The 16,002-nt window shown below is 62.6% G+C and carries 12 protein-coding genes; 11 read left to right on the forward strand and 1 reads right to left on the reverse strand.

What is annotated here, in order from left to right; all coding sequences use genetic code 11:
* Position 1 precedes the first annotated feature (1 nt).
* The 4 genes from M728_RS10640 to M728_RS10655 all read left to right on the forward strand — a co-directional run bounded on the left by M728_RS10640 (position 2) and on the right by M728_RS10655 (position 5,691).
* Complete coding sequence (locus M728_RS10640; RefSeq protein ID WP_034883022.1) at positions 2-1,114, forward strand: ABC transporter permease; 1,113 nt, start codon at positions 2-4, stop codon at positions 1,112-1,114.
* Positions 1,111-1,938: an ABC transporter permease gene (locus M728_RS10645; RefSeq protein ID WP_026619006.1), complete on the forward strand. Its 828-nt coding sequence runs from the start codon at positions 1,111-1,113 to the stop codon at positions 1,936-1,938. Before M728_RS10640 ends, M728_RS10645 begins: the two co-directional genes overlap by 4 nt.
* On the forward strand, positions 1,931-3,562 hold the full coding sequence (locus tag M728_RS10650) for an ABC transporter ATP-binding protein (RefSeq protein WP_026619005.1): 1,632 nt from the start codon (positions 1,931-1,933) through the stop codon (positions 3,560-3,562). Before M728_RS10645 ends, M728_RS10650 begins: the two co-directional genes overlap by 8 nt.
* Positions 3,563-3,693: 131 nt before the next feature.
* On the forward strand, positions 3,694-5,691 hold the full coding sequence (locus M728_RS10655; RefSeq protein WP_026619004.1) for a CocE/NonD family hydrolase: 1,998 nt from the start codon (positions 3,694-3,696) through the stop codon (positions 5,689-5,691).
* Between the two features lie 111 nt (positions 5,692-5,802).
* On the opposite strand, the gene M728_RS10660 is transcribed toward M728_RS10655, so the two are convergent.
* Positions 5,803-6,726 carry an alpha/beta hydrolase gene (locus tag M728_RS10660; protein ID WP_026619003.1) on the reverse strand — a complete coding sequence of 308 codons (924 nt, stop codon included), beginning with the start codon at positions 6,724-6,726 and terminating at the stop codon, positions 5,803-5,805.
* Positions 6,727-6,917: 191 nt separating this feature from the next.
* Between M728_RS10660 and M728_RS10665 the strand changes: the two genes are divergently transcribed.
* The 7 genes from M728_RS10665 (at position 6,918) to M728_RS10695 (ending at position 16,002) form a co-directional block, all read left to right on the forward strand.
* Positions 6,918-7,826, forward strand: a complete 909-nt coding sequence (locus M728_RS10665; RefSeq protein ID WP_026617866.1) for a LysR family transcriptional regulator — start codon at positions 6,918-6,920, stop codon at positions 7,824-7,826.
* A 175-nt stretch (positions 7,827-8,001) separates the two neighbouring features.
* Complete coding sequence (locus M728_RS10670) at positions 8,002-9,162, forward strand: ABC transporter substrate-binding protein (protein ID WP_026619002.1); 1,161 nt, start codon at positions 8,002-8,004, stop codon at positions 9,160-9,162.
* Between the two features lie 200 nt (positions 9,163-9,362).
* Positions 9,363-10,361 carry an ABC transporter ATP-binding protein gene (locus M728_RS10675; RefSeq protein WP_026619001.1) on the forward strand — a complete coding sequence of 333 codons (999 nt, stop codon included), beginning with the start codon at positions 9,363-9,365 and terminating at the stop codon, positions 10,359-10,361.
* Entirely contained in the window at positions 10,358-11,308 is a 951-nt protein-coding gene (locus M728_RS10680; RefSeq protein WP_026619000.1) for an ABC transporter permease, read from the forward strand. Before M728_RS10675 ends, M728_RS10680 begins: the two co-directional genes overlap by 4 nt.
* A complete protein-coding gene (locus tag M728_RS10685; RefSeq protein ID WP_026618999.1) occupies positions 11,298-12,113 on the forward strand; it encodes an ABC transporter permease in 816 nt (271 codons plus the stop codon). Before M728_RS10680 ends, M728_RS10685 begins: the two co-directional genes overlap by 11 nt.
* 25 nt (positions 12,114-12,138) lie before the next feature.
* Positions 12,139-13,566 carry a gamma-aminobutyraldehyde dehydrogenase gene (locus M728_RS10690; protein ID WP_026618998.1) on the forward strand — a complete coding sequence of 476 codons (1,428 nt, stop codon included), beginning with the start codon at positions 12,139-12,141 and terminating at the stop codon, positions 13,564-13,566.
* Positions 13,567-13,824: 258 nt separating this feature from the next.
* Positions 13,825-16,002 carry a TonB-dependent siderophore receptor gene (locus M728_RS10695; RefSeq protein WP_026618997.1) on the forward strand — a complete coding sequence of 726 codons (2,178 nt, stop codon included), beginning with the start codon at positions 13,825-13,827 and terminating at the stop codon, positions 16,000-16,002.

The following is a 16,002-nucleotide window of genomic DNA, read 5'->3' on the forward strand; positions in this document are numbered from 1 at the left end:
GATGGAAAGCGGACCGATCACTGGTCCGGTTCTGACGGACGCGGCCGCGGGAGAGACACCCCTGCGGCCGGCCGATCTTTCCGGAGTACCAGCAAAACCCAACCCCGCCCTCGCCGCTGGCGAGCTCGGCGGCACATTCTGGCGGCGTTTCGTCTTTCGTCGTCCTCTCGCGGCGCTGATCCTGCAGCGCCTCGGCTTGAGCGTCGGCCTTCTCTTCGCCGTGTCGCTGATGATCTTCGGCGGCGTAGAGGCTCTCCCCGGCGATTTCGCCACCACCTATCTCGGCCAATCCGCGACGCCGCAGGCGGTCGAGAACATCCGCAAGGATCTCGGCCTCGACAGACCCTGGAGCGAACGCTATCTCACCTGGCTTGGTGGCGCCGTGCAAGGCGACTTCGGCACGTCCTGGGCGAGCAAGAACTCCGTCAGCGAACAGATCGGCAACCGCCTCGGCAATTCGCTGTTTCTCGCCTTCTTCGCCGCGCTCATCTCGGTACCGCTTGCAGTCGGGCTTGGGATGCTCGCGGTGCAATTCCGCAATCGCATGCCGGACAAGATCATCAACGTGATATCGCTGGCGGCGATCTCGCTGCCGGAATTCTTTATCGGCTATCTCTTGATCATGGTTTTCGCGGTCCAATTGGGGATCGCCACCTTCCCGGCGACTGTCTATGACAGCATGACCCTCACCGAGCGGCTTTCGGCGATCGCCCTGCCGGTCGCGACGCTCGTACTCGTCGTCCTCGCGCATATGATGCGCATGACGCGGGCGGCAATCCTCAACGTCATGTCGTCAGCCTATGTCGAGACCGCCGAACTTAAGGGTCTCGGCACCTTCCGCATCATCGCCCGCCACGCCGCTCCCAACGCCGTCGCGCCCGTCATCAACGTCATTGCACTGAACCTCGCCTATCTCGTCGTCGGCGTCGTCGTCGTGGAGGTCGTCTTTGTCTATCCCGGCATGGGCCAATACATGGTCGATGCCGTGACCGTGCGCGACATGCCCGTCGTACAGGCCTGCGGCCTGATCTTCGCGGCCTTCTACATCTTCCTCAATATGGCGGCCGACATCCTCGCCATTCTCGCCAACCCGAGACTGAGGCACCCGCGATGAATGTGAAATCCATCCCCATCAGCGCCTGGATCGGCATTGTCGGCATCGCCATTGCCATTCTATGCGCGATTTTCGCGCCGGCACTCGCCCCCTATGGCGAGCGCGACGTGGTCGGCGAGATCTGGATGCCGGCCGGCGGCGACTTCCTGCTCGGCACCGACAACCTCGGGCGCGACCTGCTTTCGCGCCTGATCTACGGCGCCCGCACCACCATTCTCGTGGCGCTGGCGGCAACCGTGCTCTCCTTCGCTCTCGGCATGATCCTGAGCTTCGCCGCGGCCGTCATGGGCGGCTTCGTCGACCAACTCTTTTCCCGCTTCAACGACCTGATGATGGCGATCCCGACGCTGATCTTCGCGCTCGTCGTTCTCGCCGTACTGCCGCAGCATCTCTGGATCCTGATCCTCGTCATGGCCGTGCTCGACTCCACCCGCGTCTTTCGCATCGGCCGCGCGGTCGCCCTCGACGTTGCCGTGATGGAGTTCGTCGAAGCGGCGCGGCTTCGCGGCGAAGGCTCCCTCTGGATCATCTTTCGGGAAATCCTCCCGAACACGCTCTCGCCCTTGCTTGCCGAGTTCGGCCTGCGCTTCGCCTTCTCTATCCTGTTCCTCTCCACGCTCTCCTTCCTCGGCCTCGGCATCCAGCCGCCGGCCGCCGACTGGGGCGGCATGGTCAAGGACAACAAGGACGGCATCATCTTCGGCATCTCAGCCGCTCTCGTTCCGGGTGCCGCGATTGCCACGCTTGCGATCTGCGTCAACCTCGTCGTCGACTGGCTGATGAAGCGCACCTCGAGCCTGAAAGGAGGGCGCGGTGATGCCTGAGCTGCTTTCCGTCAAGAACCTAAAAATAGAGGCGACGAGCTATCCACCCGGCGAGCCGCCGAAGGTGGTAACACTGGTCGAAGGCGTCTCCTTCGACCTGCAGAAGGGCAAGGTCCTTGGCCTCATCGGCGAATCGGGCGCCGGCAAGTCGACGATCGGCCTATCGGCTCTTGCCTATGGCCGCGGCGGTTGCCGCATCACCGCCGGCGAGGTGCTGCTCAACGGTAAGGATATCCTTAAGCTCGACCGCAGCGGCATCAACTCCGTGCGCGGCGCCCATGTCTGCTATGTGGCCCAGTCTGCGGCGGCCGCGTTCAACCCCGCCCACAAGCTTGGCGAACAGGTGATCGAGGCGTCGCTCCGCCACGGCATCATGAACAGGGCGGAGGCGCAGAAACGCGCGCTTTACCTGTTCCGCGTGCTGGGCCTGCCCAATCCCGAAACCTTCGGCGAGCGCTACCCGCACCAGGTGTCCGGCGGCCAATTGCAGCGTGCGATGACCGCCATGGCGCTCTGCCCCAATCCGGAACTGATCGTCTTCGACGAACCGACAACGGCGCTCGACGTGACCACCCAGATCGACGTCCTCGCCGCCATCAAGCACGCGATAGAGGAGACGCATACGGCAGCGCTCTACATCACCCATGATCTCGCGGTGGTCGCCCAAATCTCCGACGACATCATGGTGCTGCGCCACGGCAAGACCGTCGAATACGGCACTACAAAGCAGGTGATCGAAGCGCCGAAGGAAGACTATACCCGCGCCCTCGTCAGCGTCCGCCAGACGAAGCGGGACGAAGCCACGGACCAGTCCGGCACGCTTCTCAAGATCGAGAACGTGCACGCCGCCTATGGCAACGGCTTCAAGGTCCTGCACGACGTCTCGATGCATCTGCCGAAGGGTCAAACGCTGGCGATCGTCGGAGAATCCGGATCCGGCAAATCGACGCTCGCACGGGTGATCACCGGGCTCCTGCCGCCGACCGAAGGCCACATCACCTTCGAGGGCAAGGAACTGCCTCGAGCATTGAAAGGACGGTCGCGGGAGGAACTGCGCCGCATCCAGATGATCTACCAGATGGCGGACACCGCGATGAACCCCCGCCAGACGGTGCGCGACATCATCGGCCGGCCGCTTTCCTTTTATTTCAGCATGCACGGCGCCAGGAAGACCGAGCGCGTCAAAGAACTGCTCGACCAGATCGAGATGGGCTCGCGTTTCCTCGACCGTTACCCCGCCGAACTTTCCGGCGGGCAGAAGCAGCGCGTGGCGATCGCCCGAGCCCTTGCCGCCAAGCCTGAACTCATCCTCTGCGACGAGCCGACTTCGGCACTCGACCCGCTGGTCGCCGAAGGCATCCTAAGTCTTCTTATGAAGCTTCAGGAAGAAACCGCTGTTTCTTATGTCTTTATCACGCACGACATCGCCATCGTCCGAGCAATCGCCGACAGCGTCGCCGTCATGCACCGCGGGCGGCTCGTGCGCTTCGGCCAGAAATCGAAGGTGCTCTCGCCGCCCTTCGACGACTACACAGACCTGCTTTTGAAGTCGGTTCCGGAGATGGAAATCGGTTGGCTGGAAAAGGTGCTGAAGACGCGCCGCATGGAAAGCGCCGGCAATTGATCTTCAAGCGATGCGGAAAACGAGCGGCCTGCCGCCCGCTTCCGCATCTCTTCCGTTAAAATCGTCGTCGCCTGAAAGACTTCGCCGCGCCGAGGACGATCGCGCGAGATATGGGTCGAGAGGTAGCCAACATGGTCGATCGCAGCTTTACCGTGATAGAGAACGAGTGGATTACGCTCAAGGACGGAACTCGGCTTGCCGCGCGGATCTGGATGCCGGAAGGCACGGAACAGAACCCGGTACCGGCGGTGCTCGAATATCTCCCCTATCGCAAGCGCGACGGGACCTGTGCGCGCGACGAATCCACCTATCCGGTTTTCGCGGCCGCCGGCATTGCCGGCGTGCGTGTCGACATCCGCGGCTCCGGCGAATCGGAAGGCGTGATCGACGGTGAGTATACGCCGCGCGAGCTTTCCGACGGCTGCGAGATCATCGAATGGATTGCCGCGCAACCCTGGTCGAACGGCAAGGTCGGCATGATGGGGATATCCTGGGGCGGCTTCAACTGCCTGCAGATAGCGGCACTCAAGCCGCCGGCGTTGAAGGCGGTCATCTCGATCGCCTCGACTGTCGATCGCTACAACGACGACATACATTACAAGAACGGCTGTCACCTCTCGGCGCAGCTCTCCTGGGCGGCGACCATGCTCGCCTATCAGTCGCGCTCACCCGATCCGGAACTCGTCGGCGAGCGTTGGAGGGAAATGTGGCTGGAGCGATTGGAGAACGAGCCCTTCTTTCTCGAAGAATGGCTCGAGCATCAGCGCCGCGATGATTTCTGGCGACATGGCTCGATCTGCGAGGATTTCGAGGGCTTTCCCATTCCCGCGCTCGTCATCGCCGGTTGGGCCGACGGCTACCGCAACACTCCAATCAAGGCGATCGAGGGTCTCGGTGACAAGGCCAAGGCGCTCATCGGTCCCTGGGTTCACAAATATCCGCATTTCGCCTGGCCGAAGCCGCGGGCGGACTTTCACAGCGAGGCGATCCGCTGGTGGAACCGCTGGCTGCGCGACGGGCGAAACGACGCCGAAAGCCTACCGCCGATGCGCGCCTATATTCTCGACGGGCCGAGACCGGCCCTCAGGCGCGACCGAGACCCGGGCCGCTGGATCGCCAAGGATCGGTGGGCCGTACCCGAGATGCGTCCCTTCGTTGTGACAACCGATGGAAGCCTCGCCGACGGTTCTTCTTCGAAGCGAGGAATCGGCGACATCTATCTCCGCTCTCCGCTCGACACCGGCACGGCCGCCGGCGAATACTTCACGCTGAAGCCGGACGCCGAGATGGCGGGCGACCAGCGCATCGACGACGCGGGCTCCCTCACGTTCGATACGCATCCATTGCTCGAGGCGCAGGATTATTTGGGACAGCCAGTCCTCACGCTCGAAGTCTCCTGCGCCGCCGAAACCGCCAACCTGATCGCCCGTCTCGTCGACGTCCACCCCGATGGCACGGCGACCCGCGTCTCCTTCGGCGTTCTCAACCTCGCTCACCGCAACGGCAATGCGAAGCCGTCGCCGATGGAGAAGAACCGCAAGACGCGCGTCACCCTGGTGCTCGACGCTTGCGGCTATCGCTTCCGGCCCGGCCACCGCATGCGACTATCGCTATCGACCTCCTATTGGCCGATGATCCTCCCGTCCCCGAGCGATCCGGGGCTGACGATAGACACGGCGAGCCTGTCGCTGTCGCTACCGCTCCTCGGCGACCACCGCGAAATCGTGGTGCCGCAGCCCGCGAACCCCGAACCGCTGCCGCACTACATCGCCCATTCGCCGGCCGAAACCCGCCGCACGGTCGAACGCGACATGACGAAGGGCGTGACCCGCTACCGGATCTACGAGGACACCGGCCTCGTCGAACACCCCGATACCGGCAACGCGACGCAGGATATCCGCGACGAAACCTGGTCGATCTCACCCGCCGACCCCCATTCGTTGACGGGCCTTTCAACGTGGACATGCATCGCCCGGCGCGCTCAGCAGTCCGTCAGGACCATCGCGACCTCCCGGCTCGGCTGCACGGAAACCGAGTGGATCACCTCGGCAAAGGTTGAGGCTTTCGAGGGCGAGGAGAAGATTTTCGAGAAGAACTTCGAGAAGCGGATCAGGCGGGATTTTATGTAGGCGATCGGCCCGCGTCGTTGCCCTCATGCCGCTGCCGCGCCCTCGCGCAGGATCGGTTTCGCACCCGTAAGCAGTCGATGAAGGTCAGTCGCTCCACTTATTTCTTCTTGCTCATTCCGTTCCAACCAGTTGCGCGAGGCCATGCACCAGATGGCGAAATCCCGCTCGCGCGCCAGGGCTCATGTGCCGCGCCCGCAGCCAGGCATGGATCATCTGCGGCTCCTCGCGATAGGTCACGTCGACGCCCGCTTGCGCGAGCCGGGCGGCATAGGTCCGCGCGTCGTCCCGCAGCGGATCGAAATGCGCGCCGGTGATATAGGCCGGTGGAAGTCCGGAAAGATCCGTAGCCCTCAGCGGGTAAGCGAAAGAGTCCTCGGCAGGCGCCTGCAGCACGTCGCGATAATAGGCCACGTCCGTCGTCGAAAGCCCCGGCGCCTCCGCCATCTCGACATAAGAGCCGCTAACAAGATCGCCACCGAGACCGGGATAGATCAGCACTTGGCCCACGATGCCGGAAAGCCCCTCCGCCTTCGCCTTGAGCACGATACCCGCGGCAAGGTTCCCGCCTGCACTGTCGCCAACTACGACGACCGGACGGCCATCGGCGAGAAGGCTTTCGAGCACCGCATAACAATCCTCGAAGGCCGCCGGCCAGACATGCTCCGGCGCCAGGCGGTAATCCACCGCCGCAAGTTCGGCGCGTGCACCATGCGCGAGCTCGGCACAGATCGCGTCATGGCTTTCCAACGAGCCGACGACGAAGCCGCCGCCGTGAATATACAAGATACGTGTCTCGCTCGCGACCTCAGCGGGGCGGTAGTGCCTGGTAGGTATGCGCCCTGCCACAACCGCATCCCGCCGCCTCAGGCCCTCGGGCGACGGCGCATCGAACTCCGCGCAAAGCTCGTCGTACCATTGCCGCTGCTGCGCGATGCAGGCATTGACCGCGTCCGCGGGATAGAACGACTCGCAACGTTCGTGAAAGTTGAGGATGCCGGCTTCCGTCGGCATCGGTTTTGGTCGTCTCGAATCCATCCCACGCTCCGCAGTGCATGTTGCTTCGATCGGGGTCCTGAAGACATGTAGCCTTGCGCGTCCGAAAATGGGCAGTGCTGCAGGACGCAGCTTAGCATTGCCGCGCCGCCGCGCACGGCAAAATGCGCCAACGCCTGCCGCGGTCCACGCATTGCTTGCGTTTCCCTCAGCAAGCGGTGTTAATTCGCTCCATGGCATTCACGCTCCGGCAATTGCAATATTTCGTCGCCGTCGCCGAACAGGGCTCGGTCACCCGCGCGGCGCAGAACCTTTCGATCTCGCAATCTTCGATCACCGAAGCGATCAAGGAGCTCGAAACCGATCTCGGCGTCGAGCTCTTCGACCGCCATCCGCGCGGCCTGTCGATCACCCATAACGGGCATCAGTTCCTGCGCCATGCAACGAAAATCCTCGCCGACGTTTCCGACGCGCGGAGGAGCTTTGCCGACAGCCGCGAGGAACGCGGCGGCAGGCTCAATCTCGGCGTTACCTCGCTCGTCGCCGGCTATGTGCTCTCCGACCTGCTTGCCCGCTATCGCCGCGCTTGCCCGGGTGTCGAGGTGAGCGCCATCGAGGACAACGGCTCCTATCTCGAACATCTGCTGATCGGCGGCGAACTCGACGTAGCCGTCATGGTCATCTCCAACCTGCGCGACCGCATGGCGCTGCAGGCTGAAATCCTCGAAACCTCGCCCTACCGTCTCTGGCTGCCGATCGGCCACCCGCTCGTTGCCGCCGATATCATCTCGGTCGAGGACATCGCCAAGGAGCCGCTGATCATGCTCACGGTGGACGAGATCGAAGAGAACACCGGCAAGCTTTTGACGGCGCTCGGCGCGCGCCCGCATGTCGCCTTCCGCACTCGTTCTGTCGAGGCGGTCAGAAGCCTGGTTGCGACGGGCGCCGGCATCGCGCTTTTGCCCGACCTCGTCTACCGGCCCTGGTCGCTCGAAGGCGACCGGATCGAGAGCCGCGACGTCTCCGGCGCACTGCCGGTCGTGCAGGTCGGCATGGTCTGGCGCAAAGGTTCGAGCCTGCCGCAATCGGCCCGCGATTTCGTCGGCATCGCCGAAGCCTTGCGCAGCGCGCGCCCGCGATGAGGCCTACGTTTCAGACAGACGCGAAATGCGAGCGGAAAACCGCACATTCGCGTCGATATCGGAAATACCGATAGCGACATTCTGATTAATGAATTTGCGAATACGGAGAAATAGAGGCACGCTTCACCTCGGGAACAAAGCCGCCGGAAGCGGCATGAAACTGGGGAGACTTCCGATGAAGCAGATGTTGAAATCCTGCACGGCGCTCACGCTTTCTCTGGGCCTCGTAGCGCCGGCCGTCGCGCAGGAGCCGCTGGAGGAACTCGGCAAGGGAGAAGGCGAACTCTCGATCGTCGCTTGGCCCGGTTATATCGAACGCGGCGAGACCGACAAGAACTACGACTGGGTCACCGAATTCGAGAAGAAGACGGGCTGCAAGATCAGCGTGAAGACCGCCGCCACCTCCGACGAGATGGTCGCGCTGATGAACGAGGGAGGCTTCGATCTCGTCACCGCCTCCGGCGATGCCTCGCTTCGTCTCGTCGCCGGCAAGCGCGTCCAACCGATCAACACCGACCTCATCCCGAGCTGGAAGACGATCGACGAGCGCATGCAGAATGCGCCGTGGCATACGGTCAACGGCGTCCATTACGGCACACCTTATGTCTGGGGGCCGAACGTGCTGATGTACAACACGGAGGTCTTCAAGGGTGAGGCGCCGAAGAGCTGGAAGGTCGTTTTCGAGGAAATGACGCTCCCCGACGGCAAGTCCAACAAAGGCCGCATCCAGGCCTATGACGGTCCGATTCATGTCGCCGATGCCGCCAACTACCTGATGGCGCACAAGCCACAGCTCGGCATCAAGGATCCCTATGAGCTCAACGAGGACCAGTACAAGGCCGCCCTCGATCTGCTTCGCACCCAACGCACGCTCGTCGGCCGCTATTGGCACGACGCGATGATCCAGATCGACGACTTCAAGAACGAGGGTGTCGTCGCCTCCGGCTCATGGCCCTTCCAGGTCAATCTGATGAAAGCCGAGAAGCTGCCGATCGACTCGGTCGTTCCGGAAGAAGGGGTAACGGGCTGGGCGGATACGACCATGCTGCATGCGGAAAGCGAGCATCCGAACTGCGCCTATATGTGGATGGAGCACACGCTCTCCCCGAAGGTTCAGGGCGACGTATCTGCCTGGTTCGGCGCCAATCCGTCGGTAGGTGCCGCCTGCAAGGGTAACGAGCTCCTGACGGACGAGGGCTGCGCCACCAACGGCTACGACGACTTCGAGAAGGTCAAATTCTGGAAGACGCCCGTGTCCAAATGTGAGAGCCAGGGCGAGTGCGTGCCCTATCACCGCTGGGTCTCCGACTACATCGGGGTCATCGGCGGGCGGTAAGCCGGACCGCAGCCGCATCGCAAGCATTTGCCCCTCACACTAACCCTCTCCCCGCCCTCAGGGAGAGGGAACGCCTCCGCCAAAGCTCCCGCATCCCGTGAGTCCTTTGAGTGAGGCGGCCGTCGCAAGTCCCCTTCTCCCCGCGAGCGGGGAGAAGGTCGCGGCAGCGGGATGAGGGGCCGAAATCCTGGAGTATCCCCATGACCACCGCCGTCCTCTTTGACAATGTTTCCCGCTACTTCGGCGCCGTGCGCGCCGTCGATCGCGTGAACCTCAAGATCGCCGAGGGCGAGTTCTTCGCGATGCTCGGCCCCTCCGGCTCGGGCAAGACGACCTGCCTCAGGCTGATGGCCGGCTTCGAACAGCCGACCGGGGGGCACATCGAGATCTTCGGCGAGACCGCCGAAGGCGTGCCGCCTTACCGGCGCAGCGTCAATACCGTCTTCCAGGACTATGCGCTCTTCCCTCACCTCTCCATCCTGGAGAACGTCGCCTACGGCCTGATGGTCAAGGGGATCGGGCGGGAGGAAAGGCGCAAGGGCGCCGAGGACGCGCTCGCCATGGTCAAGCTGCCGGGCTACGGCACGCGCCGGCCGGGCCAGCTTTCGGGCGGCCAGCGCCAACGCGTGGCGCTTGCCCGTGCGCTCGTCAACAAACCCAAGGTTCTGCTTCTCGACGAACCGCTCGGCGCGCTCGATCTGAAGCTCCGCGAACAGATGCAGGAGGAGCTGAAGAGCCTGCAGAGATCGCTCGGCATCACCTTCGTTTTCGTCACCCACGATCAGGGCGAAGCGCTGTCGATGGCCGACCGCGTCGCCGTTTTCAACGAAGGCCGCATTCAGCAGCTCGGCAGCCCGGAGGAAGTCTACAATCGACCGAAGACCCGCTTCGTCGCCGATTTCGTCGGCTCGTCAAACGTGCTTTCGGCGGATCTCTGCCGGAAGCTGGGCCTGAAGGCGTCCTTCGCGAGCCTCCGGCCGGAGGCGGTCGCGATCGCGCCGCCGAGCGATGGTGCTCTCAGCCTCTCCGGCACCGTTGCCTCCCAGAGTTTCCTCGGCGCGACGAACCGCATCGTCATCGATGTCGAGGGCGCCCGCATTGCCGTGGCAAGCCCCGCGGCGCATGGCGTTCCGCCGATCGGCAGCCCGGTCACGATCAGCTTCGCCGGGCGCGACCTTCATCCGATGGAGGACGCATGAGCGTCGTTGCCGAAAGCATCATCCTTCCGGAGCGCCGCAGCACCGCCGGCCGCCTTTCGGATTTCTTCTGGAGGCACCCGCATGTGCTCCTTGCCATCCTGCTCGGGCCGCCGCTGCTCTGGCTGGGAATCGTGTATCTCGGCTCCCTCTTCGCGCTGCTCTTGCAGAGCTTCTTCTCGATCGACGAATTCTCGGGGCTGATCAATTACGAGTTTACGCTCGCCACCTACCGGCAGCTCCTGACCGACGCCAATCTCGACATCATCCTGCGCACCGTCATCATGGCGGCGCTGGTGACGCTCGTCTCCGCCGTCATCGCCTTTCCGATCGCCTATTACGCCGCCCGCTACGCGCGCGGAAAGTGGAAGGCGTTGTTCTATCTTGCGGTCATGCTGCCGCTCTGGTCGAGCTATCTCGTCAAGGTCTATGCCTGGAAGCTGATCCTCGCCAAGGAGGGCATTCTCACCTGGTTTTTTGAGAAGCTGAACCTTCTCTGGCTGCTCGATGCCTGGCTCTCGCTTCCCCTCGTCGGCGGCAACTCTCTGTCGGTCAGCTACACGGGCACCTTCATCGTCTTCGTCTATGTCTGGATGCCCTTCATGATCCTGCCGATCCAGGCGGCACTGGAACGCGTGCCGGGCAATCTCATCGAGGCCTCATCGGACCTCGGCGGCACGCCCGCCCAGACCTTCCGCTACGTGCTTTTCCCGCTGGCGCTGCCGGGCATCGTCGCCGGCTCGATCTTCACCTTCTCGCTGACGCTCGGCGACTACATCATCCCGCAGATCGTCGGCTCGTCGCGGCTCTTCATCGGCCAGGCCGTCTATGCCCAGCAGGGCACCGCCGGCAACATTCCGCTCGCGGCCGCCTTCACGGTCGTGCCGATCGTCATCATGGGCGCCTATCTCTGGATGGCCAAACGCATGGGGGCCTTCGATGCGCTCTGAGAAAGCGAACCGCGCGCCTCTCGGCCTGAAGATCGCTGCCGCCGGCGGCCTCGCCTTCATGCATCTGCCGATTCTCCTGATCTTTCTCTACGCCTTCACGACGGAGGAGAAGAGCTATCAGTTCCCACCGCCGGGGCTGACGGCGCAATGGTTCGCCATAGCCTGGAGCCGGCCGGATGTCTGGGCGGCGCTGACGCTCTCGGTCAAGGTCGCCGCGATCGCGACCGCGGCCGCGCTCGTTCTTGGTACGCTCTGTGCCGCAGCGGTCAGCCAGACCCGCTTCTTCGGCCGCGAGACAGTCTCGCTGCTCGTGATCCTGCCGATTGCGCTGCCCGGCATCATCACCGGCATCGCGCTGCGGTCCGCCTTCTCGATGGCGGACATCCCGTTCTCGTTCTGGACGATCGTGCTCGGCCACGCGACCTTTTGCATCGTCGTCGTCTACAACAATGCGGTCGCGCGCTTCCGCCGGATTTCCGGCTCGCTGATTGAGGCCTCGATGGACCTCGGCGCCGATGGCTTCCAGACCTTCCGCTACGTGATCCTGCCGAATATCGGCACGGCGCTGCTTGCCGGCGGCATGCTCGCCTTCGCCCTTTCCTTCGACGAGGTCATCGTTACGACCTTCACCGCCGGCCAGCAATCGACGCTGCCGATCTGGATGCTCGAAGAACTGATCCGTCCGCGCCAGCGCCCGGTGACCAATGTCGTCGCCATGGTCGTCGTCATCGTCACCTTCCTGCCGATCCTCGGCGCCTATTACCTCACCCGCGACGGCGACCAGATCGCCGGAGCCGGCAAATGATTTCGCACTTGAAGGGAGAACAGACATGGACACCCAACTCTTGATCGGATCGCGCTTCGAGGCCGGAACCGAGGCGGAGGAGAACATCCTGAACCCGAGGACGGGCGCCAAGATCGTCGATCTCGCCGAGGCCTCCCATGCGCAGATCGACGCCGCCGTCGATGCCGCCGAGCGGGCCTTCGTCACATGGTCGCAGACGACACCTGCCGAACGCTCCAATGCCCTTTTGAAGATCGCCGACGCGATCGAGAAGAACGCGGACGACTTCGCCGCGTTGGAAGCACTGAACTGCGGCAAGCCGATCAACGCCGTGAAGAACGACGAATTGCCGGCGATCATCGACTGCTGGCGATTCTTTGCCGGTGCGGTGCGCAACCTGCATGGGCCGACCGCGGGCGAATATCTGCCCGGCCACACCTCGATGATCCGCCGCGATCCGATCGGCGTCGTCGGCTCCATCGCGCCCTGGAACTATCCTTTGATGATGATGGCCTGGAAACTCGCACCGGCGATCGGCGGCGGCAACACCGTCGTCTTCAAGCCCTCCGAACAGACGCCGCTGACGGCATTGAAGCTCGCGCGCCTCCTGGCCGACATCCTTCCTGAAGGCGTTGTCAACGTCATTGCCGGCCGCGGCGAAACCGTGGGCAATACGCTGATCAACCATCCGAAGGTCGGTATGGTCTCGATCACCGGCGACATCGCCACCGGCAAGAAGGTGCTCACCGCCGCCGCCAAGACGGTGAAGCGCACCCATCTCGAACTCGGCGGCAAGGCCCCCGTGATCGTCTATGACGACGCCGATCTCGAGGCGGTCGTCAACGGCATCCGCACCTTCGGCTACTACAATGCCGGTCAGGACTGCACCGCTGCGTGCCGCGTCTATGCCGAGGCCGGCATCTACGAGAAGCTCGTCGCCGACCTGACATCCGCCGTTGCAACGATCCGCTATAATCTGGAGGACGATACGGAAAACGAGATCGGCCCGCTGATCTCCAAGCGCCAGCGCGATCGGGTCGCAAGTTTCGTCGAGAGGGCCGCCGACCAGAAGCACATCGAGATCACCACCGGTGGCCGCACCGGCAGCGAGTACGGCTTCTTCTTCCAGCCGACGGTCGTCGCCGGCGCGACACAGGAGGACGAGATCGTCCGTCGCGAAGTCTTCGGCCCGGTCGTCTCCGTCACCCGCTTCACCGGGAAGGACGATGTCGTCGCCTGGGCCAACGACAGCGACTACGGCCTCGCCTCTTCCGTCTGGACCAAGGACATCAGCAAGGCGATGAAAGCGGCCTCGCGCCTCCAATACGGCTGCACCTGGATCAACACTCACTTCATGCTGACCAACGAGATGCCGCATGGCGGCGTCAAGCAGTCGGGCTATGGCAAGGACATGTCCGTCTATGCGCTCGAGGATTACACCGCCGTCCGCCACATCATGATCAATCACGGCTGACGATCAGGCGACGGCCGTCGTCCCGCCGCCGACCTGCTCCCGCACCCGGGGAGAATTTTTTCTTTGCCCTCCGATCGTTAGACGACGATCGGAGGGCCTTTCTTTTCGCCTTCCCGCCATCGCCCAAAGCTGTTGCATGTTTCCCACAAATCCAGAAACATGACTCTAAAAGTCATGAAAATAACTTGCACCCGTTAAAATCATGAGTGAATAGCTCATCTATTAAAATTTCGCTTATCGATCAGAAAGTTGCATAGCATGCCCCGCGGAAAGCCCCTCCTCCTAACCTTCATCCGCTCCGCCCTCGCAGGAACATCGGCCCTCGCGTTGGTCGCCACCGCGCACGCGCAGGAGGCGGATCAGCAGACCGCCACCAGCGGCGATTCCACCACGCTCGAAACGCTGGTCGTCAGCGGCGGCAGCGGCGGTGTTATCACGGCGGAGGGCTATGTCGGCATCAGCAGCGCCACCGGTGCAAAAATCGACACGCCCTTCCTGGAGACGCCGCAGTCGATCTCGACGATGACGGAACAGCAGTTGAAGGACCGCAATCCGCAGACACTGCTCGATGCGCTCGCCTATACGCCGGGAACGCGCGTCGGCGCCTACGGCTTCGATCCCCGCTTCGATGCATTCTTCGTGCGCGGCTTCGATGTGACCTACACTGGCGTTTTCCGCGACAATCTTCGTCAACCGGCCGCCGTCGACTCGATCTTCAAGAACGAGCCCTATGGACTCGAAGGTGTCTCGATCCTACGCGGCCCCTCCTCCGCCCTTTACGGCGCAACCGGTGCCGGCGGCCTCTACAATCTCATCACCAAGCGTCCGATAGAAGAAACGCTAAGAGAGGTGCAGGTCCAATATGGGAGTCACGACCGCTACCAGGGCCAGTTCGACTTCTCGGGACCGGTCAACGAGACCGATCCCTTCTATTACCGCCTGACCGGTTTGCTGCGCGATGCTGACACGGAGCAGGTCGGCGTCCCCGACGACCGCGCCTATATCGCTCCCGCCTTCACCTGGAAGCCCGACGAAGACACCAAGCTGACCATCCTCGGAGAATATTCACGCACCAAGACCGGGGGTTCGGCTACCTACTACAACGACCCTGCCACCGGTAAGGTGACTGATATCTTCGTCGGCAACCCTGACTTCAACGACTCGGTACAGAAGCAGGCGCGTATCGGCTATGAATTCGAGCATCGGCTCAACGATACGTTTGTCTTCCGCCAGAATGCGCGAGCGTCTACCCTGAACATCAACGCCGATTGGGCATACGCCTATGGGCCGAACGACAGTGATCCGACGTTGCTCGACAGCATCGCCGGTACATACGACGAGCGGTTGACGGTGTTCGTCATCGATAACCAGCTGGAAACCAAGTTTGACACGGGGGCAATCGAGCATACCCTACTTGCTGGCATCGACTACACGAAGCTGGATTTCCGAGGGCTTGACGGGCGGGGCGTGTCGCCGCCGCTCGACACAACAAATCCGACACAAGGTCGCCCGGTCGGCCACATCGATTTCGACACCCGTACAATTCAGGATCAGTGGCAGCTCGGTACCTATCTGCAAGACCAGATCCGCTACGACGCCTGGACATTGACGGTGGGCGGTCGCTACGACTGGGTCTCGACCGACACGGATACGAGAGATCTCGCCACTGACTCGCTCACGACGATCTCGCAAAGCGACAAAGAGTTCTCTGGCCGTGTAGGGCTCACATACCAGACCGACCTTGGGTTTGCCCCCTATATCAGCTACTCCACTGCGTTCATGCCTAACGCCGGTCTCAACACGGAGACGAACCAACCTTTCAAGCCGACCGAAAGCGAGCAGGAAGAAATCGGCGTCAAGTACCTGCTGCCAAACAGCAACACGCTCATCACGGCCGCTCTTTTCAACATCGATCAGAAGAACGGTCTCTATCTCGAAGCTTTCGGTGGCGGCAGCATTCAGGTTCAACGCGGTAAACTGCGTTCGCGTGGTTTCGAGATCGAAGCGAATACCAGCCTCGACAACGGCCTCTCTCTAGTAGCTTCTTATGCCTACACCGATGTGAAGATCATCCAAGGGCCTGCCGGGACGGTCGGAAACTATGTCTCTTCCGCCCCACGGCACATGGCGTCGGTCTGGGCCCACTACACACTGCCGGAAGATGCTCCAGGGGCGGGGTTCAGCATAGGCGGTGGGGCGCGCTTTATTGGCTCCAGCTACGGCAATGACCAGAACACCATCAAAAACAGTTCGCGTGTTCTGTTCGATGCTTCCGTTGGCTATGACTTTGCAGCGATCGACAAGAAGTATGAGGGACTGCAACTGCAGGTAAATGCCACCAATCTCTTCGATCGCCGCGAAGCCGTGTGCACTGCCGGGTACTGCCATCGCGACCAGGGCCGTACCGTAATCGGCTCGCTGCGTTACAACTGGTGA

Origin of the sequence: Ensifer sp. WSM1721, from assembly GCF_000513895.2 — a bacterium.
In the GTDB taxonomy this organism is placed as follows: domain Bacteria; phylum Pseudomonadota; class Alphaproteobacteria; order Rhizobiales; family Rhizobiaceae; genus Sinorhizobium.

Bases quoted from the DNA above. Each gene is read 5' to 3' on its own strand.
- M728_RS10690 (WP_026618998.1), top strand. From the start codon at position 12,139: ATGGACACCCAACTCTTGATCGGATCGCGCTTCGAGGCCGGAACCGAG.
- M728_RS10670 (WP_026619002.1), top strand. From the start codon at position 8,002: ATGAAGCAGATGTTGAAATCCTGCACGGCGCTCACGCTTTCTCTGGGC.
- M728_RS10650 (WP_026619005.1), top strand. From the start codon at position 1,931: ATGCCTGAGCTGCTTTCCGTCAAGAACCTAAAAATAGAGGCGACGAGC.
- M728_RS10640 (WP_034883022.1), top strand. From the start codon at position 2: ATGGAAAGCGGACCGATCACTGGTCCGGTTCTGACGGACGCGGCCGCG.
- M728_RS10660 (WP_026619003.1), bottom strand. From the start codon at position 6,726: ATGGATTCGAGACGACCAAAACCGATGCCGACGGAAGCCGGCATCCTC.
- M728_RS10680 (WP_026619000.1), top strand. From the start codon at position 10,358: ATGAGCGTCGTTGCCGAAAGCATCATCCTTCCGGAGCGCCGCAGCACC.
- M728_RS10645 (WP_026619006.1), top strand. From the start codon at position 1,111: ATGAATGTGAAATCCATCCCCATCAGCGCCTGGATCGGCATTGTCGGC.
- M728_RS10685 (WP_026618999.1), top strand. From the start codon at position 11,298: ATGCGCTCTGAGAAAGCGAACCGCGCGCCTCTCGGCCTGAAGATCGCT.
- M728_RS10695 (WP_026618997.1), top strand. From the start codon at position 13,825: ATGCCCCGCGGAAAGCCCCTCCTCCTAACCTTCATCCGCTCCGCCCTC.
- M728_RS10655 (WP_026619004.1), top strand. From the start codon at position 3,694: ATGGTCGATCGCAGCTTTACCGTGATAGAGAACGAGTGGATTACGCTC.
- M728_RS10665 (WP_026617866.1), top strand. From the start codon at position 6,918: ATGGCATTCACGCTCCGGCAATTGCAATATTTCGTCGCCGTCGCCGAA.
- M728_RS10675 (WP_026619001.1), top strand. From the start codon at position 9,363: ATGACCACCGCCGTCCTCTTTGACAATGTTTCCCGCTACTTCGGCGCC.